Genomic DNA, 19,414 nt, shown 5'->3' with positions numbered 1-19,414 from the left:
GCTGTTCGTGCTGTTCGTGCTGTTCGTGCTGTTTGTGTTCGGTGATGTCGCGCGTGGCGCCAGCGATCGCTTCGACCTTGCCATCGGGACCGAATACCGGGGTAAAGATGTAGTCGTAGAAACGCAGGCCCTTGGTCGTATGCGGAAACGGCACTTCGCCGCGCACCGTTTGGCCTGTTGCGATCACCCGCTCGATTTCCTCATCGTGCATGGCCGCGTGCCAGGGCTCATACCCCAATTCCAGGCAGGTCTTGCCGCAAGCGTCTTCCCAGCGCATGCCCCACATAGTCAACAGTGCCTGATTGGTGTAGACGAAGCGGTGCTGGAGATCGAATACGTATAAAAGATCCGGTGTCGCCTGTAGCAGAGCCTCGTAAATGCGCGACTTCGCTGCGTCTTCCTGATGCTCGGCCATTACGTCATGGTCCTGAAATTGAAGCGAACGATAAATGGACCCACGTGAACGCCCCGATCATGCGGATTTGACGCGCGAATGGAGCGCAAAGCGCCCGCCGCCGCCCGAGAAAACGGACAGCGATGGGCACGATCGCGCAAACGCATCCCATCCGTCCGTGCCTGCACAGGCCGAATCTGCGCCAGCCGAATCCGCGCCGGCGATCGACCGCCCGGTCGCCCTGCACCGCCGTCCCTGATAGCCTTCGGCCCTATTCCGCCGTGATCGCCGATCTGTCATGAAAAAAGCCGTTGTTCTGTTGTCCGGTGGCATGGATTCCGCCGCCGTCATCGCACTTGCGCAGGAACAGGGCTTTGCCGTCTACGCGCTGAGCGTGCGCTATGGCCAGCGCCATAAGTCGGAACTGGACGCCGCCGCGCGCGTTGCCGCCGCGCAGGGCGTCATCGCCCACAAGGTGGTCGATGTGGATCTGCGTAGCATCGGCGGCTCGGCGCTGACCGACGACATCGACGTCCCCGACGCCGGCGGCGACGGCATCCCGGTCACGTATGTGCCTGCGCGCAACACCATCATGCTGTCGCTGGCGCTCGGTTGGGCCGAGGTCATCGGTGCAAACGACCTGTTCTGCGGCGTCAACGCGGTGGATTACTCGGGCTACCCGGATTGCCGTCCCGAGTTCGTGCGCGCCTTTGAAGTGCTGGCCAACCTGGCGACCAAGGCAGGCGTGGAAGGCGCGGGTCTGCGCGTGCACGCACCGCTGCAGTTCCTCAGCAAGGCCGACATCGTCCGTGAAGGCGTGCGCCTGGGCGTGGACTTCGGCCTCACCGTCTCCTGCTATCGCGCCGATGCGGATGGGCGCGCCTGCGGCCACTGCGACGCCTGCCGCCTGCGCGCGGCCGGCTTCGCCGATGCCGGTATTCCCGACCCCACGCATTACGCCATTTTGTCTTGACGCTCGCGTAGGGTAGAATGCGCACCCCCGGCGCAATGTCGGGTCAGTGGGCCGTTAGCTCAGTCGGTAGAGCAGAAGACTTTTAATCTTTTGGTCGATGGTTCGAATCCATCACGGCCCACCATATCCAGCAAGGCTTCAGCGAACTTCATCGCTGCGCAAGAAGGCATCCGCTCCGCCATTCCGCAATGTTCGGTCGCCCTGCAAGCCTGCAGGTACCGATGCACCGCTACGTCATCGCGGTGCGTCTCACGGGTCTTTGGCCACCTTGTGGGATCGCCCGCTGCCTGAGCAGATCGACACACCGCCCATTTCTTTTGCCAGCGCAAGGCAGTCGCCTGACGCATTGCGCTACGTGCCTGATCCTCAGCGCCCAGGCTCGTCGTTCCACAGCAGTTTGTGCAACTGCATCCGGAAGCGCACGGGCAAGCGGTCGGCCACGATCCAGTCGGCCAGCTGGCGCGGGTCCAGCTCGCTTTTGCTGGGCGAAAACCACACCGTGCAGCGGCGATCCAGGGCATGCGTGGCGGCGATCTCCCGCGACCATTCGTAGTCGGCGCGGCTGCAAATCACGAACTTGATCTGGTCGCGTGCGGTCAGCAGCGGCAGGTTTTCCCAGCGATTGCGCGCCTCTTCGCCGGATGCGGGCGTCTTGATGTCGACCACGCGCGAGACGCGCGGATCGACGGCAGACACGTCCAGCGCACCGGAGGTTTCCAACGAGACGTCGTAACCGGCGTCGCAGAGCTTCTCCAGCAGTACCAGGCAACGCTTCTGCGCCAACGGCTCGCCACCGGTCACGCAGACATGGCGCACGCCATGACTGGCGACTTCGGCAACGATTGCGTCAATGTCATGCCACTGCCCGCCATGGAACGCGTAGGCGGTGTCGCAGTACAGGCAGCGCAACGGGCAGCCGGTCAGGCGCACGAACACTGTCGGCCAGCCAGCAGCGTCGGCCTCGCCTTGCAGGGACAAAAAGATTTCGGTGATCTTCAATCGCGGCAATGGCGATTGGACGATCTCGCTGGGGACGGCGGCGGCGTTCATGGGCAAAGTATGCGCCGTGCCGACCGGCACAGACGCGCAGGCTCAGCGCAGTTGCTGGCCGAGACGGATGGACTGCAGGCGCTCCTGCGCAACGCGTGCCGCGTCGGAGCCGGGGTACTGCGCGGCGACCTGCTGCAAGGTCTGCTGGGCCTCGTTGTTCTTGCCTTCGCCGTACTGCGACAGGCCAAGCTTCAACAAGCCGCCGGCGGCCTTGTCATGCGTGGGATAACGGCTGACGAGATCGCGAAACTGCGTCTCGGCAAGCTGGAAATTACGGGTGGCGTAATAGCTCTCACCCAGCCAATACAGGGCATTGGGGGTGTAGACGCCGTTGGGATAGAGCTCCAGAAAGCTCAGGAACAACTGCGACGCATCGTCGTACTTGCCGTTCTTCAACGCATCGAACGCCACGTTGTAGGCAGTGCGTTCGTCGTTGCTGATGGCCAGGGTGCCCGGGTCGCCATGGACGGTGGGCGGCTTCTCGGAAGTTGCCGCCGCTGCGGGCCGCTCGGCAGGGGCCGGGGTTACGCTGCCGGTCGCTGCGGGCAATGGCGGTGTTGCGCCACCTGCACCTTCCAACCGGTTCAAGCGACCATCCAGGTCCAGATATTGGTCCTTGGACTGCTGCTTGAGTTGCTCATTGTCGTGCTGCAGCTGTTCGACGGTCGACCGCAATGCCTGCAGGTCCGAACGCGCCTGCTGCAGCTGATTGAGGAGATCGTTGTTGGCCTGACTATTGGCCTGCTGCTGCTCGAGCACGGCCACACGATCAGCGAGACTGGCTCGCTGGGCGTATGCCGGCGCGGCGACCACAAGGGCCGCCGCGACGAACAGGGATGTCACTCGAAAGCGCATCGCTTCTTACTGAGCCGTGTACACGATTTCGACGCGACGGTTCTGCGACCAGCAGGACTCGTTCGACTCGGTACAGACCGGACGCTCTTCGCCGTAGCTGACAACGGTCAGCTGGCTGGCAGAGCCGCCGGCAGCCTGCAACGAGGACGACACGGCATTGCCGCGACGCTCGCCCAGACCCATGTTGTACTCACGCGAGCCGCGCTCGTCCGCATTGCCCTGCAGGGTGATGCGCGAGGAAGGACGGTCACGCAGGTACTTGGCGTGGCAAGCCATGATGGCCTGGAATTCCGGCTTCAGGGAGTCCTGATCAAGATCGAAGTAAACAACGCGCTGACGCAGGCAGGCATCGGTATCCAGGTCGCCCGGGCCGTACAGGCCAGAGGTGGACGGGCCGGTGGGAACCGAAGAACCAGCGGTGGTATCGGTCGCAGGAGGCGGAGTTTCCTTCACCTTCTTCGAGCAACCAGCCAGTACAGCAACGGACAGCAGAGAGACAAGCAAGACGCGGGTGGACTTGTTCATGGGGTACCTATGGAGGCTCTGGGCCAATGAGTGGTTTAACGCAGCGAAATATTAACATTAATGCGCGGTTCGGTAAGGCCCCCATGCGGGTTCTCTCACATCGCCGTCTGCCAGCACCAGACGCTGGCGGACCCGAGCGTCGGAAGAGACGGCGTACAGCACGCCACGGCCACCTTCGCGTGCGGCGTACAACACCATGCTGGCGTTAGGCGCAAAGCTCGGCGACTCGTCCAGCGAACCCGGCGACAACGTGCTCCAGCTGGGCGAACCCAGGCTGCGGTCCATCATCGCGATGCGGTAGGTGTTGCCGCTGCCCTGCGCCACGGCGATCTTCTTGCCGTCGAAGGACACGCTGGCGGTGGCGTTGTAGTTACCCTGGAAGGTCACGCGGTTGGCGCTGCCGCCGCTGGCCGCCACCTGATAGATCTGCGGACGACCGCCGCGATCGGAGGTGAAGTAGATGCTGCCGCCATCCGGCGCCCAGGTCGGCTCGGTGTCGATGCCGAAGTGGTTGGTGAGCTGGGTCAGCTGCTTGCTTCCCAGATCCATCACGTAGATTTCCGGGTTACCGCTGCGCGACAGTGCCAGTGCCAGGCGACGGCCGTCGGGCGAGAACGACGGTGCACCGTTGATGCCGCGGAAACTGGACACCAGTTCGCGAGCGCCGGTGGCGATGTCCTGCAAATAAATCGAAGAGTTGCCGCGCTCAAAGCTCACATACGCCAGCTTCTTGCCGTCCGGGCTCCAGTTCGGCGACAGCAGCGGCTCGGCCGAACGCACGATGGTCTGCGGGTTATAGCCGTCCGAGTCGGCCACCATCAGCGCATAGCGCATGGCGCCGCCCTTGCCGCTGGCGGTCACATAGGCAATGCGGGTCCAGAAGGCGCCGCGCACGCCAGTGATTTTTTCGTAGATGGCATCGGCCATCTGGTGCGAAACATCGCGCATTGCGTTGGCACGCGCGGTCATCGCCAGGCCAAGCATGCGCTCGCCCTTGGCCACGTCGAACAACTCGTATTCGACACGATAGGCACCTTCGCCGGCATCCATGACACGGCCGACCACGATGTAGTTCTGCTTGAGGGTGCGCCAGGTCTGGAACTGCACTTCGGTGCCACGGGTCGGCTTTTCGACGATCTGCGCGGCCGGCAGCGTGCGGAATTGGCCGGAGCGATCCAGGTCGGCGCAGACCACGGCGGACACGTCGGTCTGCGGCGCGGTGCCCGAGCCCTGATACGGCATCGGAATGACGGCGATCGGCGTGGCAGACGCGCTACCGCCGACGATATCGATGGTGAGGCCTTGCTGCTGCGCGAGTGCGCTCAGCGGCAACAACAGGGCGGTCAAGGCAGCTAGCCAACGCAGCGGTTTTTTCATGGACGGCTCGGATTGGGCAGGAAAAAGTGTGCAAGGGATAGCAATCAACGCGTGAACATACTGGCAATCGTGAATGAGGTGACGTGAAAACGGAGCGAGCGATGGTGTAGCGACATAAATTGGTCGATGATGTGTGGCGACCCAAGCTGCGGCGCCAGTGGCAGCCGCAGCCCGACGACGGTTACTGATCCTGCGCGGTGAACACAAAGGTCAGGTTGCGCTGGAACACCGATTCGAACCCGCGGTAAGGCAATGGCTGGGCACTCAACACGGCGGCTTCGATCGAACGCTGGCCAGCCTCGTCGTAGGGACAGCCCGGCGCCACCTTGGCCTCCATTACGCTGCCGCCCGGCAACTGGCGGATGTTGATGGTGCATTTCTGGCCTGGCGGCACCGACGGCGGACGCACCCACTGCGCCAGCACTTTCTGCTGGATCGCCGCAGCGTACTTGGCCGACAGGTCGGTACTGGTACCGCCCTGCCCTGCGGTCGGCTGCGCACTGGTCGCAGCGGCCGCGGAGGCCTGCTGCGCACGTGCGGCGGCGACCTGGCGCAACTTCTGCTCGGCCAGCGCCATTTCCTTATCGGCTTGCGCACGCTGACGACGGATATCGGCGATCTTCTTCTGGCGTTCGGCCTCTTCGGCGGCCTGCTGTGCAGCCGCCTGTTTCTTCTTGGCGTCGGCTTCTTCCTGCTGCTTGGCAAGGCGCAATTTCTGCTCGGCCTCTTCCTGGCGTTTGCGCTCGGTCAGGTCGATCTGCTCCTGGCGGCGCTTGGCCTCCTGTTCCTGCTTGGCCTTTTCTGCGGAAATGGCCAATGCATCCACGCGCTCCTGGTCGACCTTGTCGGGCTGGGCGACGCGCTCCTGTGCCTGCACCTGCTGGGGCGTGGGCGCGTCCTGCGGGCGCGGCTCTGGGATCGGCTGCGGCGGCGGCACGCTGTCTTCGGGTGCAGGTTCGGGCAATGGCGCGGGCGGCGGCGGCGTTTCGACCGGCGTGGCTTTCAACGCCTGGCGTGCAACCCGCGCTTCGGCTGCGGACACGTCCAGCGAGGCTTCCATGCTGGGGTCGCCCGCTGCCGGCTCCACCGAGCGTTCGGGCGACCACAGCCAGCCGGCGATGAATACCAGCGCGACCAGGACGTGCACGACCAATGCCAGGACGACCGGTCGAAACCAGCCGTCGTCGCGCGCCGTCTGCGTGGGGAGTGCGTCAGCGTGCATTGCTGCCTGCGGTGCCGCCGGAATCGGAAATCAGGCCTACCTTCTCGACCTTGGCCTGCTTGAGCACGTCGATGGCATCCATGATCTTCTGGTACGGCGCGGCGCGATCGCCCGCCACCACCACGCGTGCGTCCTTGTCTTGCGCCACGATGGCAGCCAGCTGTGCCTGCAGCGCGGCCACGTCCATCGCCTGCGGCTTGCCCTTGGGCAGTTGCAGGGCCAATTTGCCATCGGCAGCGACCACCACCACCACCGGGTCCTGCTTGCTCTCCAGCGCCTTGGCGCGCGAACTGGGCAGGCTGACGTCGGTGCTCAGGGTCAGCAACGGTGCAGTGACCATAAAGATGATCAGCAACACCAGCATCACGTCGATATACGGCACGACGTTGATGTCGGATTTGAGCTTGCGCTTCTTACGACGGGAAATACCGGAGATCATCGCGAAACGTTCCTAATAAGTCCTCGGCGCCGGCTGGCGCTGCGCTCGCACGGTGCCCGGAAGGGACACCTGCAAGTGCACTGCGCACCGACGCGGCTGGCCCTGCCGGACACTTCCCGCGTCACGCCGTGCGGGAACATGCCGGAAGCGCGCATCACTCGTCCGCGCCGGCCTGGCGCTGCAGGATGGAGCTGAACTCGTCGGCGAAGGTCTCATAGCGCACCGACAGCCGTTCCACGCGGGTGGTGAAGCGGTTGTAGGCCCACACGGCCGGAATCGCCACGAACAGACCGATGGCGGTGGCGAACAATGCTTCGGAGATACCCGGCGCCACGGCCGCAATACCGGCCTGCTCGCCGCTGCTGACCATGTCGTGCATGGTCACCATGATGCCGAACACGGTGCCGACCAGGCCGACATACGGCGCAGTGGAGCCGATGTTGGCCAGCAGCTCGAGATTGCGCTCGAGCTGATCGACTTCACGGGTGAACGCGGTGCGCATGGCGCGCTGCGCGCCTTCCAATTGCACGCGCGCATCCAGATGGCGACGGTCGCGCAACCGCGAAAACTCGCGGAAGCCGCTTTCGAACATCGACTCCAGACCGCCGACGGTCCGGTTGCGGTCGGTTGCCGAGGCGTACAGCTTGGCCAGATCCGCACCGGACCAGAAGCGGTTTTCGAACTCGTCCGCCTCGCGATTGGCCAGCTTGAACGCACGCGCCTTGCGGAAAATGATCACCCAGCTGATGAACGAGCCGATCAGCAGCAGCAGCACGATAATCTTGACCGGGATGCTGGCGCGCAGGATCAGGTCCACATAGTTGATGCTGCCGTTGTGCGCCACGCTGGCGGTCTGCGCCGCGGCAGCGGCGACGTCCTGCGGCAGTGCTTCCACTACCGTGTCCTGCAGGGCCAGGAGCAATGCAATCGACATCCGTTCGTTCCTCAGTAATCGGGTTCTGGGGTTTCTAGAGCTTTCAACACGTCATACAGCGCATCGTCCATGCCGCGCGGACGGAAGTCGCCGGTACCGAGCGCGGCAATGCGCACCTCGGCGGTCAGCAGCACTTCGCCTTCGCGACGGACCGATTGCGCGAATAGCAGGCTGGCCCGTCTGCATCGCAGCAACACCGCCGACACTGACAGCGCGTCGTCGAGCCGGGCCGGCTTGAGGAAATCCAGTTGCATCGAGCGGACCGCAAACACCAGATCGTGCTCCTGGCGCATACGCTCCTGCCCGTAACCGAGCGCGCGCATCCACTCCGTGCGCGCACGTTCCATGAAGGCAACGTAGCGCGCGTGGTAGACCACCCCGCCGGCGTCGGTATCTTCCCAGTAGACGCGTGTCGGCCAACTGAATACAGGTGGGGATTCGGAATTCGGGGATCGGGAATCGGCGGTCATGGGCATGGATTTTCTGTCGAGACGGCCCGGGCGAGCGACCAACTGAGCACTATCAAAACAGCTCTCCCGGTTCGCCAATGCCCGGGGCGCGGTCGCGCGGTGGTTTCAGGCCCAGATGCAGATAGGCCTTGGGCGTGACCATGCGGCCGCGCGCGGTGCGGATTAGAAAGCCCTGCTGGATCAAGTACGGCTCGATCACGTCTTCCAGCGTGCCGCGCTCTTCCGACAGCGAGGCGGCCAGCGATTCCACGCCGACCGGGCCGCCGTCGAAGTGGTCGACGATGGTGCGCAACATGCGGAGGTCGAGCTCGTCAAAGCCTTCCGGGTCGACCTTGAGCATCTGCATGGCAGCCTGCGCCACCGGCAGATCGATATGCCCGGCCGCCTTGACCTGGGCGTAGTCACGCACGCGACGCAGCAAGCGATTGGCGATACGCGGGGTGCCGCGCGCACGGCGTGCGATTTCCGCCGCGCCGTCGGGCGTGCAGTCGATGCCGAGAATGGCCGCCGAGCGGATCACGATGCGGGTCAGTTCCTGCGGGGAGTAGAACTCCAGCCGCTGCACGATGCCGAAGCGGTCGCGCAGCGGTGCGGTCAGCAACCCGGCGCGCGTGGTGGCCCCGATCAGGGTGAACGGCGGCAGATCGATCTTGATCGAACGCGCAGCCGGGCCGTCGCCGATCATGATGTCGATCTGGAAATCTTCCATCGCCGGATACAGCACTTCTTCCACCACCGGCGAGAGGCGATGGATTTCGTCGATGAACAACACATCGTACGGCTGCAAGTTGGTCAGCAACGCCGCAAGATCGCCGGCCTTTTCGATCACCGGGCCGGAGGTCACGCGCAGGCTCACGCCCAGCTCGTTGGCGATGACGTGACTCAGTGTCGTCTTGCCGAGCCCGGGCGGGCCGAAGATCAGCACATGATCCATCGCCTCGCCACGCGCCTTGGCGGCCTGGATGTAGATCTCCATCTGCTCGCGCACCGGCTGCTGGCCGAGATAGTCGGCCAGACGCTTGGGACGAATGCTCGCATCGGCGGCGTCGTCTTCGCGGGTGGAGCTGCTGGCGATGATGCGCTGCTCGGTCATCCCGCCATCTTCGCATGCCGCGCGCGGATGGCCCAACCTCTAGAGCTCAAGCTCGGCTTGCCGCAGGACGCCGAAGAAGGCATCGAAGCTCGCTGCGCGCCAGATCGGCACCAGTCCATCCCAGGTCTCGAAATAGACGACCTCCGGCTTGCACTGCGGTCCGCGTGCGCGATAGTCCAGGCACAGCAGGCAGTCGACGTTGTGGCAAGCCAGCACCAGCACCTGATCCAGGCCGGCGTGCAGGCAGGCTGCTGCGCTGAAGTCATTCCGGTCTTCGAAGGCATCGGCAAAATCCAACACGCTGCGGATTTGCGCCAGCTGCGACAGATCGCGATCCACCAGCACACATTCCCAATCCACGTAGCGATCGGACGGAAAGCGGGTTCGCGGCACCCAGAACCAGCCGGTGTCGCCGCCGTCCTGCACGGCATACAGCCGCTTGAACAGCTCCGGCAGTCGCACACCCAGCCGTGCCTCGGCCGCGGCAAAGGCATCGCCGTCCGCAGCGGCTGCATGCTCGTTCCAGTGGCCGGGCCGCTCCAGAACGTGATCACTGCGGGTGGCTGCGGCTGCCACTGCACAGTGTCTCCACCGTACTTGGACTGCAATGCGGGTGACCATCACACGACATCGACCAGTTGCGCTAGCAGATCATCCACATTGGCGAACACGGCCAGCCGGCGCTTGTTGCCCGCATCGACATAGACCAGGGTGGGCTCGGCATCGGGTGCGGAGTAGTCCAGGCACAGCGCACGACTGGGCGAACGGTCATCGGCCGCGATGGCGATCAGGCGGCGGTCGTCGCCACCTTCCGCCAAACCGTCATAGGCATCGTCACGATAATCCTGGCGGGGCGCGCACCTCGGCGAAGGAGAACCGGTCCGCACAGCCAAGCAGGCGCGCACGCGGGATCAGCCACTTGGCCTTGAGCCAGTTGTCCGGCTCCTCAAGGGACTGCCCCCGTGCCATCTGCACCGCGCCACCGTCATAGCGTGCATACAACTCCAGCAGCCAGCCCGGCAGGCGTATCCCGAGCCGCGCCTGGGCCGCTGCGATCGCAGCGTCGGTCGCTGGCATGCGCCCGAGCTTGAGTGGTTCATCCCGGAGGGTGTCCAGGCTCGGGGAGCGCCCGTAGACCATCCACGTGAGCGCTGCCATGCCTAGATCTCGACTTGTGCGCCCAGCTCCACCAGGCGGTTGCCGGGGATGCGGAAGAATCCGGTGGCCGGGGCGGCATTGCGGTGCATCAGGGCGAACAGCTTGTCGCGCCAGATCGGCATGCCGCGATTGGCGCTGGCCACGATAGTTTCGCGACTGGCGAAATAGGTGGTGTCCATCGGATCGAAATAGATCCCGCCCTGATCGCAGGAGCGCATCAACGCCAGCGGCACGTCCGGGGTCTCCATGAAACCGAAGCGCACATGCACGCGGTAGAACTCGTCGCCGATCGCGTCGATCTTCAGCCGCTTCCCGGCGGCCGCGTACGGCACCTGCAGGGTCTCCACGGTCAGGAATACATTGCGTTCGTGCAGCACCTTGTTGTGCTTGAGGTTATGCATCAGCGCGTGCGGCACCACCATCGGGTCGGCGGTCAGGAACACTGCCGTGCCGGGCACGCGCAGTGGTGGCGCAAGCATCAACCCGGGCAGGAAGGTGTCCAGCTTGATACCGTCCTTGCGGATCTCGTCGTGCAGCAACTTGCGGCCGCGGCGCCAGGTACGCATCAGGATGAACAGGATCAGGCCCAGCAACAACGGGAACCAGGCGCCGTCCAGGAACTTGATGATGTTGGCGTAGAAGAACGCGCAGTCCACCGCCAGAAACATTAGCGCGAACAACCACAGCAGCGGCGCCGGCACGCGCGGGTTGGCACGCGCGTAGATGATCATCAACACGGTGGTGATCAGCATGGTGCCGGTCACCGAAACGCCGTACGCGGTGGCCAGCGAGGCCGAGTCGCCGAAACCGATCACTGCCACTGCCACCAATGTTAGCAGGCACCAATTCACCGCCGGCACATAGATCTGGCCGATGGTGGAGTGCGAGGTATGGCGAATGTGCATGCGCGGGATGTAGCCGAGCTGCATGGCCTGGCTGGCCACCGAATAGGCGCCGGTGATCAGCGCCTGCGAGGCGATCACCGTGGCCGCGGTGGCCAGCACGATCATCGGGTACAGCGCCCACTCCGGCACCGCCTCGTAGAACGGGTTGCTGACCGCGGCCGGATTGCGCAGCACCAGCGCGCCCTGCCCCAGGTAGGTCAAGGTCAGCATCGGCAACACCACGAACTGCCACGAGCGACGGATCGCCTTGGCGCCGAAATGGCCCATGTCCGCGTACAGCGCTTCGCCGCCGGTCACCGCCAGCACCACCGCGCCCAGCACGAACACCGCATGCCAGTTGTGTTGCGCGAAGAAGCGCACGCCCCACCACGGATTCAGCGCATGCAGCACTTCCGGTGCGCGGGCCATGTTGTAGACGCCGATCGCGCCCAACGCGAAGAACCAGAGCAGGGTGATCGGCCCGAATGCCTTGCCGACACGTTCGGTGCCGAAGCGCTGCGCCAGGAACAGCATGCCCAGCACTACCAAAGTGATCGGCACCACGAACGGCTTGAGCTTGGGCGCGGCCACCTCCAGGCCCTCCACCGCCGACAGCACCGAAATTGCCGGGGTGATGACGCCGTCGCCAAAGAACAGCGAGGCACCGAAGATGCCGAGGATGCCGACCACATACATCGAGCGCGAACCGCCCGGCAGGGTGCGTTGCGCCAGCGCGGTCAGCGCCATGATGCCGCCCTCGCCGTCGTTGTCGGCACGCATGATCACGGTGACGTATTTGAGCGTGACCACCAGCATCAGCGCCCAGAACACCAGCGACAGGATGCCCAGCACGGTGTCGTGGTCCGGGGTCAGCCCGTAGTGCGGCGAAAACGCTTCCTTGAGCGTATACAGCGGGCTGGTACCGATATCGCCGAAGACGACGCCGATCGCGCCGATGACCAGGGCGGTCTGGCTATTGGCGGGCGCGTGGCTGGAGCCGGCTGATTTGGGGGTGTGGGACATGAGGTGGGCAGTTTTCGCCAGACAGCGTGAAGATGATGAGGGAGACAGCACCTGTCGAAGGTGCCTGCACTGAGGTCTCAGGCACCGAAGGTACGGGCTGGCCGCGGGCAAGGATGCGCAGTGTACGAGCCGCCCCTGTCGATGCCGAGTGCCGGCCGCGCCCGCTTTACGGCCGGGCGATGGTTCGCGGCCGCGCTCAGCGCAGCGCGGCTTGCAGCGCCTTGCGAATGACCGTCGCGACCTCGTCGCCTTCTGCACCGGCGTCGCGCGCCATGCGGGCGGCCTCGGCGGGCCTGTAGCCCAGCTGTTGCAAGGCCACGGTGGCCTCGGAAACGGCGTCGGGCCCCAGTTGGCCGGTGATCGGAGCGCCGCTGCTGAAATCGGCGGCGCGATCACGCAGTTCCACCACCATGCGCTCAGCGGTCTTCTTGCCGATGCCGGGAATGCGCGTCAGCGCGGTGATGTCGCCGCTGGTGATCAGGCGGGCGAACTCGTCCACGCTGACCCCGGACAAGACCGCCAGCGCGATCTTGGCGCCGATGCCGGTGACCTTCTGCACGTCGCGGAACAGCCGCCGTTCTCCCTCGCGCAGGAAGCCGTACAGCGACACGCTGTCTTCCTTTTGCGCGTAATGGGTAAACAGGATCACGTCGCGGCCGACATCGGGCAGGTCGTAGAAGGTGCTCATCGGCGCCTCCAGCTCATACCCCACCCCACCCACGTCGATCACCAGCCACGGCGGCTGCTTGTAGGCCAGGATCCCGCGCAGACGGCCGATCATTGCGCACCGCCTGTGCGGTGCCGGGATTGGGGATTGGGGATTGGGGATTGGTTATTTCCCTCGCGGCCGTTAACGACTGCCGCATACAGCCCCATCAACTCAGCGCAGGCGGACCCGCTCTTGCGAATCCCCAATCCCAAATCCCGATTCCCGATTCTCATTTCTTGCGGCTCCAGGCCTGTTGGGTATTGACGCCCAGGCGTTGCGCAGTGGCGCGCACGTGGGCGTGAGTGATGGCAACCGCCAATGCGTCGGCGGCGTCGGGCTGCAACTTGCCTTTCAGGTTGAGCATGATGCCGACCATGTGCTGCACCTGCACCTTGTCCGCGCCGCCCTTGCCGACCAGCGCCAGCTTGACTTCGGTGGCGGCGTACTCGTGCACCGGCAGGTCGCGCATGACCACCGCGCAGATCGCCGCGCCGCGCGCGTGGCCGAGCTTGAGCGCCGAAGCGGCACTCTTGCCCATGAACACCTTTTCAATCGCCACCTCATCCGGCCGGTAGGTCTCGATCAGCTCGCCCAGCCCCTGCAGCAACCGCTTGAGCCGTTGGGAGAAGTCGCCCTCGCGCAGCAGCATCAACGGCGCGTGGTGCACATGCCGGCTGCGACCACCCTCGTCGATATCAATGATGCCGATGCCGGTGCGCTGCGAACCGGGATCAATGCCCAGGATGCGGGTCATCTAGAAGCCGGGATTGGGGATTGGGGATTGGGGATTCGGGATTGGCGAAACGCACACGGTGCAGCGGTCGCTTCGCTGTTGCGAATCCCGAATGCCCAATCCCGCCATCCCGATCTTCATTTAGGCGCCAAGCGCCGCTTGATCGACGTTCGAATACACGTCCTGCACGTCGTCCAGGTCTTCCAACATGTCCAGCAGCTTGCGGACCTGCACGGCGGTATCGCCGTCCACGGCGATGTCGTTGTCGGCGCGGAAGGTGATTTCGGCATGCGCCGGTTTCAGCCCAGCGGCGACCAGGGCGTCCCTGACCTGGGCGAAGGCATCCGGGGCGGTCAGCACATCGATGGCGCCGTCTTCTGGGTACACCACCACATCGTCGGCGCCGGCCTCGATGGCGGCATCGGTGAGGGTGTCTTCGTCGATGCCGGCAGCAAAGCTGAGCACGCCCAGGCGCTTGAACATGAAGGCCACCGACCCCTCGGTGCCCATGTTACCGCCGCATTTGCTGAAGGCATGGCGCACGTCGGCCACGGTGCGCACGCGGTTGTCGGTCAGGCAGTCCACGATCACCGCCACGCCGCCGGGCGCGTAGCCCTCGTAGCGCACTTCTTCGTATTCCACCCCTTCCAGCTCGCCGGTGGACTTCTTGATGGCGCGCTCCATCACGTCCTTGGACATGTTCGACGACAGACCCTTGTCCATGGCGGTCCGCAGGCGTGGATTGTTGGACGGGTCGCCGCCGCCGGCGCGGGCGGCCACGCTGATCTCGCGGATGATCTTGGTAAACATCTTGCCGCGTTTGGCGTCGGAGGCGTTCTTGCGGCCTTCGATCGAGGGACCTCTACCCATGGGTGGTTCCAGACTGGCTTGAATGACAGGGCGCGGATTTTACCTGATTGCCTGCCCTCACCGGGGCGGCGACATCCGCCGGCGAATGTTCACGGCTGGAAGCGGCCGGTGCACAGAAAGGCCAGCGCCTGTGCGGCGGCCTCGGGCGAGCGCAACAGGCCGCTGTGGCTTGCCCGCACCACGCAGTGGTCGCGCAGCCCGGGCAGGCGGGTTTCGGCCAGCACCACGGTGCCGTCCGAGCCGCCGTCGAGCGGGGCGAGCCAGCGGCCGATCCCGCGTGCCACGTTGCCGGCCACCTGACCGATCTCGGCCTGGCCGTCCCAGCGCACGAAACCCTGCTGCAAGATCGCAGCGCTGCGGCCCATCGCCCACAGCCCACAGCCCACAGCCCGCCACGTTGCGCCAGCCCGCGCGCAGCGGCACTGCCGCACAACGGCGAGCCCAGGCAGACCACGCGACGCACCGCCAGGTCGGGGGCATCCTGCAATGCCTGCAGGGTCATCAGCCCACCCAGGCTGTGACAGATCACCAGCTGCGCACGGCTGGCGCGCAGGCGTTCGATCAGACGCGGCACCGCATGCGCCGGGCCGCCGAGCACGCTGGCGTACCCGAACAGCGCAGGCGCCAGCCCGTTGGCACGCATCCGCCGCGCCAATGGCAGCAGCCAGTGCGCCGTATTCCAGATGCCATGCACCAGCAGCACATCGGCGGTCGCGGCGCGCGCTTCCTCGCGCGGACTGCGCCGCGGCGCGGCCGGGCTGATGGGTGATGCGCTGGACACTGAGATGGTTACCGGGCAGGGCGCGTCAGATGCATGCGCTGCGCACTGGACTGCGAGGGCGAACGCGCAATGGCAACGGATGGCAGCACTGGTGCGACTAGTCCGCTGCCAGCACCGGCCTGCGCCGCAGGATGTATTCGCGGTCAACGATCTTGCCCACCGGAAAATCGTATCCGCCTACCTTTTCGAAACCGTAGCGGGCGTAGAAGCGTTGCGCGCCGAAATTCTCCGACCACACGCCGATCCACAGGATGCGTGGACCGTCGCGCTCCAACCATTGCAGCGCGGTTTCGAACAGCCGATTGCCCCAACCGCTGTTCTGATAGTCCTTCAACAGATACAGACGCTTGAGCTCCCCGTCGCCGGGGCGTACATCATCATGCGGCAGCCCGCAGGGGCCGGCGGCGGCGTGGCCGACCAGCAGGTTGTCCATCTCCAGCAGCCAGATCGCGTAATCCGGGTGCGCCAAGACGGTACGCGCGCGCTCCACAGCATAAGTCTCTTCCAGAAAACCGCGCAGGTCTTCTTCCGGATACAGATGCCCGAAGGTTTCGGTAAAGGTCTGCGCGGCCAGAAGCGACAGCGCTTCGGCATCGTCCGGCGTGGCGCGGCGAATGCGGGTCATGCGGGCCCCTCTGGCAAGTCGACGCGGCAGCTTCTCGCGTGCTGCGGCGTTGCTGCAAGGGGGGAATTGGGAATTGTCGAGTGTCCCTGCGAGTTGGGCACTGATGCGGCTGCCCGGCTGGTGGTCCGAGCACCCAGAGCCCTGGTTGCCGCGTGCGTTGGACTTGCCGCGCGTGTCGGAGCGGCACGCAAGAACGCGCGGCGTCCTAGAGCTTGGGCGCAGTTGCTGAGCACGCACTCAGGGTTTCGGAAAGTCGCGGCGCGCGATTGGCTGGAATTTACCTGGCGCACACCACGCTACACATGCAGTTGTTCGATATGCGCGTTGAGCGCAGCGCGGATCGGTCAACAACGCCTTGCGCGTAAGCCGCTCGATGCGCAGGAACAGCACGGCCACGCAATGGGCGTGGCCGTGTTTGATGGCTGGTCAGGCCTGCTTCGGGCGCACCTGCACGTGCACTTCGGCGAGCTGGTCGGCAGCGATCGGCGACGGGGCGTCGGTCATCAGATCCTGTGCGCCCGTGGTCTTGGGAAACGGGATGACGTCGCGGATGGATTCGGTACCGGCCATCAGCGCGGCGATGCGGTCGATACCGAAGGCGATGCCGCCGTGCGGCGGTGCGCCGTAGTTCAAGGCATCCAGCAGGAAGCCGAACTTGGCGCGCGCTTCTTCGGCGCCGATGCCGAGCAGTTCGAACACTGCGCTCTGCATGTCCGGGCGATGGATACGGATGGAGCCGCCGCCAATTTCATTGCCGTTGAGCACCATGTCGTAGCCGCGCGACATCGCGGTGCGGGCATTGGCGCGCAGGTCGGCGATGTCGTCCACCGCCGGTGCGGTGAAGGGGTGATGCAAGGCGACGTAACGCTGCGCCTCGTCGTCCCATTCGAACATCGGGAAATCGGTGACCCACAGCGGCGCCCAGCCATCGGCGATCAGGTTGAAGTCCTTGCCGGCCTTCAGGCGCAGCGCGCCCATGAAGTCGGACACCTTGGTGTAGCCGCCGGCACCAAAGAACACGATGTCGCCATTGCCTGCACCCACGTGCTTGAGCAGCGCGGCGAACGCTTCTTCGGAGAAGAACTTGGCGATCGGCGAGCTGACTTCGCCGGTCTCCGACAGCTTGATGTAGGCCAGGCCCTTGGCACCGTACTTGGCGGCATGCGCGGCATATTCGTCGATCTGCTTGCGCGACAGGCTGGCGCCACCGGGAATGCGCAGCGCGACAACGCGGCCATCGGCATCGTTGGCGGCGGCGGTGAATACCGGGAATTCGCTCGCCTTAACCAGCTCGGCCACATCGACCAGTTCCAACGCGATACGCAGGTCCGGCTTGTCCGATCCAAAGCGGCGCATCGCCTCGGCCCAGGTCATGCGCGGGAACTGCGCAGCCAGCTCCACATCCACCACTTCCTTGAAGATGGCGCGGATCATGTCTTCGACGAAATCCTGCACGTCGCGCTCGCGCACGAAGGCAAACTCCATGTCGAGCTGGGTGAATTCCAGCTGGCGATCGGCGCGCAGCGCTTCGTCGCGGAAGCAGCGCGCGATCTGGTAGTAACGGTCGAAGCCGGCCACCATCAGGATCTGCTTGAACAGCTGCGGGCTCTGCGGCAGCGCGTAGAACTCACCCGGATGCATGCGCGCCGGCACCAGGAAGTCGCGCGCGCCTTCCGGGGTGGCCTTGGTCAGGATCGGGGTTTCGATGTCCTGGAAATCGCGCGCATCCAGATGCCGGCGCAGCGCCTGCACCAGCTTGATGCGGATGCGCTGCATGCGCTGCATCTCCGGCCGGCGCAGGTCCAGGTAGCGGTACTTCAGGCGCGTTTCTTCGCCCGGATTTTCGTGCGCGTGGAACGGCAGCGGCGCGGCCTTGTTGAGGATGCTGATGCGCGTGGCGATCACTTCCACCTTGCCGCTGCGCAGCTTGTCGTTGACCGCATGACGCGCGCGCACCACACCTTCCACCTGCAACACGTCCTCGTAGCCCAGGCTGGCGGCCACCTTGAACAGCTCTGCGCTGGCGTCGTCGCCGGCCACCGGTTCCACCGTCACCTGCACGATGCCTTCGTGGTCGCGCAGGTCGATGAAGCACACCCCGCCCAGGTTGCGGGCCACGTCGGTCCAGCCGGCGAGAGTGACGGTTTGGCCGATCAAGGTCTCGTCGACCAGGCCGCAGAAGTGGGTACGCATCGAAAGCTCCGCTGAAAACCCGACACAGGACAGCGCCGGAAAGCCGGATATTCTGGGGCCGGCGAGCGACAGGAGCAAATGCGCGAGCGCTCATGGGCGCTTAAGTCTGTGCCCGGCTGAATAGGCGCCACGCCCCTCCTGCACCAAGGACGACACGATGCTGCGCACTGCCCTGCTGCTCTCCGGCTTCGGCCTGATCACCCTGACCGGCGCATTTGCCAGCGTCACTGCCAGCGCCCAGGAGCGCGGCTGGAATGGCCCTGGCATTACCTGTTCCAGCAACGACAACCGCCGCCGCGAGTGCGATACGCCGTTCCGCGGCCGCGCGGTGCTGGTGGAAAACCTCTCTGGCACGCGCTGCATCGAAGGCCGCAACTGGGGCAGCGAGCGCGGCCGGATCTGGGTGGACAACGGCTGTCGCGGCCGTTTCGTCGAAGCCCGCAGCGCTGGCGGCTGGGGCGGCGGCAATGGCCCCGGCGGCTTTGGCGGGGTCGCTGGAACGGTGCGCTGCGAAAGCAACGACCAGCGCCAGAAAATCTGCGATACCGGCTGGCGCCGCGCCATGCTGGTGCGCCAACTCTCCAACACGCCCTGCGTGGAAGGCCGCAACTGGCGCCAGGAGGGCGGCCGGATCTGGGTGGACGACGGCTGCCGGGGCGAATTCGCGCAGGCCCGTGGTGGCGGTGGCTGGGACGGCGGCGATGGCGGCCGCGACGACCGCCCCGGTAACGGCTACGCCATCACCTGCGCCAGCGACGACCGGCGGCCTGCGCACCTGCGCCTGGGATGGCCGCTATGGCCGCCCGGTGCTGACCCGCCAGTTATCGGACACGCGCTGTGAGGAAGGCCGCACCTGGGGCTACGACGATCGTCGCGCTACGGTATGGGTCAACGATGGCTGCCGGGCGCGTTTTGAGGCACGTTGATGCACTGGCGGCGCAGGCTGGCTGGGTGAGCTTGACCTGCGCGCGGCGGCGAGGCATCGGCGCTTACGTTTTAGGGCAACGCTGATCAAGTTCCAAAGATGCGAGGATAAGTGCTTCGCAGCGATGGTGGTGCAAGCCGATGAAGCAGCGGACCTTGGCAATGTCAGCTGACCAGGGCAA

The 19,414-nt window shown here is 65.2% G+C and carries 17 protein-coding genes, 1 tRNA gene and 3 pseudogenes; 3 read left to right on the top strand and 18 right to left on the bottom strand.

Translation table 11 applies throughout. From position 1 onward, the window contains the following. Window positions 1-415, bottom strand: a 415-nt coding sequence (locus tag XAXN_RS19245; protein ID WP_134984929.1) for a PAS domain-containing protein, incomplete at its 3' end; no start/stop codon positions are given. Between the two features lie 277 nt (window positions 416-692). Here XAXN_RS19245 and queC point away from each other — a divergent pair. Both queC and XAXN_RS19230 read left to right on the top strand, forming a co-directional pair. Beyond that, the gene (gene queC / locus XAXN_RS19235) at window positions 693-1,367 is read left to right on the top strand and encodes a 7-cyano-7-deazaguanine synthase QueC (protein WP_054320709.1); all 675 of its coding nucleotides are present in this window, start codon (window positions 693-695) and stop codon (window positions 1,365-1,367) included. 48 nt (window positions 1,368-1,415) lie between these two features. Beyond that, a tRNA-Lys gene (locus XAXN_RS19230) sits at window positions 1,416-1,491 on the top strand. Between the two features lie 242 nt (window positions 1,492-1,733). On the opposite strand, the gene queE is transcribed toward XAXN_RS19230, so the two are convergent. From queE to aspS, 17 genes and pseudogenes are all read right to left on the bottom strand, one after another. Then, window positions 1,734-2,417 (bottom strand): 7-carboxy-7-deazaguanine synthase QueE, encoded by a 684-nt coding sequence (queE, locus tag XAXN_RS19225; RefSeq protein WP_054320708.1) that lies wholly within the window; start codon window positions 2,415-2,417, stop codon window positions 1,734-1,736. A gap of 42 nt (window positions 2,418-2,459) precedes the next feature. Then, complete coding sequence (gene ybgF / locus XAXN_RS19220; protein ID WP_054320707.1) at window positions 2,460-3,272, bottom strand: tol-pal system protein YbgF; 813 nt, start codon at window positions 3,270-3,272, stop codon at window positions 2,460-2,462. Between the two features lie 6 nt (window positions 3,273-3,278). Continuing rightward, a complete protein-coding gene (gene pal / locus XAXN_RS19215) occupies window positions 3,279-3,797 on the bottom strand; it encodes a peptidoglycan-associated lipoprotein Pal (protein WP_003482562.1) in 519 nt (172 codons plus the stop codon). 57 nt (window positions 3,798-3,854) lie between these two features. After that, a complete protein-coding gene (gene tolB / locus XAXN_RS19210; RefSeq protein ID WP_054320706.1) occupies window positions 3,855-5,174 on the bottom strand; it encodes a Tol-Pal system beta propeller repeat protein TolB in 1,320 nt (439 codons plus the stop codon). Window positions 5,175-5,355: 181 nt separating this feature from the next. Then, on the bottom strand, window positions 5,356-6,396 hold the full coding sequence (gene tolA, locus XAXN_RS19205; RefSeq protein WP_054320705.1) for a cell envelope integrity protein TolA: 1,041 nt from the start codon (window positions 6,394-6,396) through the stop codon (window positions 5,356-5,358). Then, window positions 6,386-6,835 carry a protein TolR gene (tolR, locus tag XAXN_RS19200; protein WP_054320704.1) on the bottom strand — a complete coding sequence of 150 codons (450 nt, stop codon included), beginning with the start codon at window positions 6,833-6,835 and terminating at the stop codon, window positions 6,386-6,388. The genes tolA and tolR overlap by 11 nt, the downstream gene beginning before the upstream one ends. Before the next feature lie 154 nt (window positions 6,836-6,989). Then, complete coding sequence (gene tolQ / locus XAXN_RS19195) at window positions 6,990-7,769, bottom strand: protein TolQ (RefSeq protein ID WP_054320703.1); 780 nt, start codon at window positions 7,767-7,769, stop codon at window positions 6,990-6,992. 11 nt (window positions 7,770-7,780) lie between these two features. Continuing rightward, window positions 7,781-8,239, bottom strand: coding sequence for a tol-pal system-associated acyl-CoA thioesterase (ybgC, locus tag XAXN_RS19190; protein WP_054320702.1), 459 nt, complete (start codon window positions 8,237-8,239; stop codon window positions 7,781-7,783). Between the two features lie 52 nt (window positions 8,240-8,291). Next, window positions 8,292-9,332 carry a Holliday junction branch migration DNA helicase RuvB gene (gene ruvB / locus XAXN_RS19185; RefSeq protein WP_054320712.1) on the bottom strand — a complete coding sequence of 347 codons (1,041 nt, stop codon included), beginning with the start codon at window positions 9,330-9,332 and terminating at the stop codon, window positions 8,292-8,294. 39 nt (window positions 9,333-9,371) lie between these two features. Next, window positions 9,372-10,490: pseudogene (locus tag XAXN_RS22170) on the bottom strand (SMI1/KNR4 family protein). Window positions 10,491-10,492: 2 nt separating this feature from the next. Further along, entirely contained in the window at window positions 10,493-12,397 is a 1,905-nt protein-coding gene (locus XAXN_RS19165; RefSeq protein ID WP_054320699.1) for a potassium transporter Kup, read from the bottom strand. Window positions 12,398-12,593: 196 nt separating this feature from the next. Then, complete coding sequence (gene ruvA / locus XAXN_RS19160; protein WP_054320698.1) at window positions 12,594-13,178, bottom strand: Holliday junction branch migration protein RuvA; 585 nt, start codon at window positions 13,176-13,178, stop codon at window positions 12,594-12,596. 157 nt (window positions 13,179-13,335) lie between these two features. Continuing rightward, window positions 13,336-13,860: a crossover junction endodeoxyribonuclease RuvC gene (ruvC, locus tag XAXN_RS19155; protein WP_042823381.1), complete on the bottom strand. Its 525-nt coding sequence runs from the start codon at window positions 13,858-13,860 to the stop codon at window positions 13,336-13,338. A 120-nt stretch (window positions 13,861-13,980) separates the two neighbouring features. Continuing rightward, a complete protein-coding gene (locus tag XAXN_RS19150; protein WP_054320697.1) occupies window positions 13,981-14,709 on the bottom strand; it encodes a YebC/PmpR family DNA-binding transcriptional regulator in 729 nt (242 codons plus the stop codon). Window positions 14,710-14,798: 89 nt separating this feature from the next. Beyond that, window positions 14,799-15,490, bottom strand: a pseudogene (locus XAXN_RS19145) (alpha/beta hydrolase). A gap of 97 nt (window positions 15,491-15,587) precedes the next feature. Next, complete coding sequence (locus tag XAXN_RS19140; protein ID WP_054320696.1) at window positions 15,588-16,115, bottom strand: GNAT family N-acetyltransferase; 528 nt, start codon at window positions 16,113-16,115, stop codon at window positions 15,588-15,590. 426 nt (window positions 16,116-16,541) lie between these two features. Then, window positions 16,542-18,308, bottom strand: a complete 1,767-nt coding sequence (aspS, locus tag XAXN_RS19135; RefSeq protein WP_054320695.1) for an aspartate--tRNA ligase — start codon at window positions 18,306-18,308, stop codon at window positions 16,542-16,544. A gap of 157 nt (window positions 18,309-18,465) precedes the next feature. Between aspS and XAXN_RS19130 the strand changes: the two are divergent. Next, window positions 18,466-19,234 (top strand): annotated as a pseudogene (locus XAXN_RS19130) (DUF3011 domain-containing protein). The last annotated feature ends 180 nt before the right edge of the window (window positions 19,235-19,414 follow it).

It is taken from the genome of Xanthomonas axonopodis (assembly GCF_001304695.1).
Taxonomy (GTDB): Bacteria; Pseudomonadota; Gammaproteobacteria; order Xanthomonadales; family Xanthomonadaceae; genus Xanthomonas; species Xanthomonas axonopodis.
Note: the sequence above shows the minus strand (reverse complement) of the source record. Positions and strands in the feature narration are given on the sequence as shown.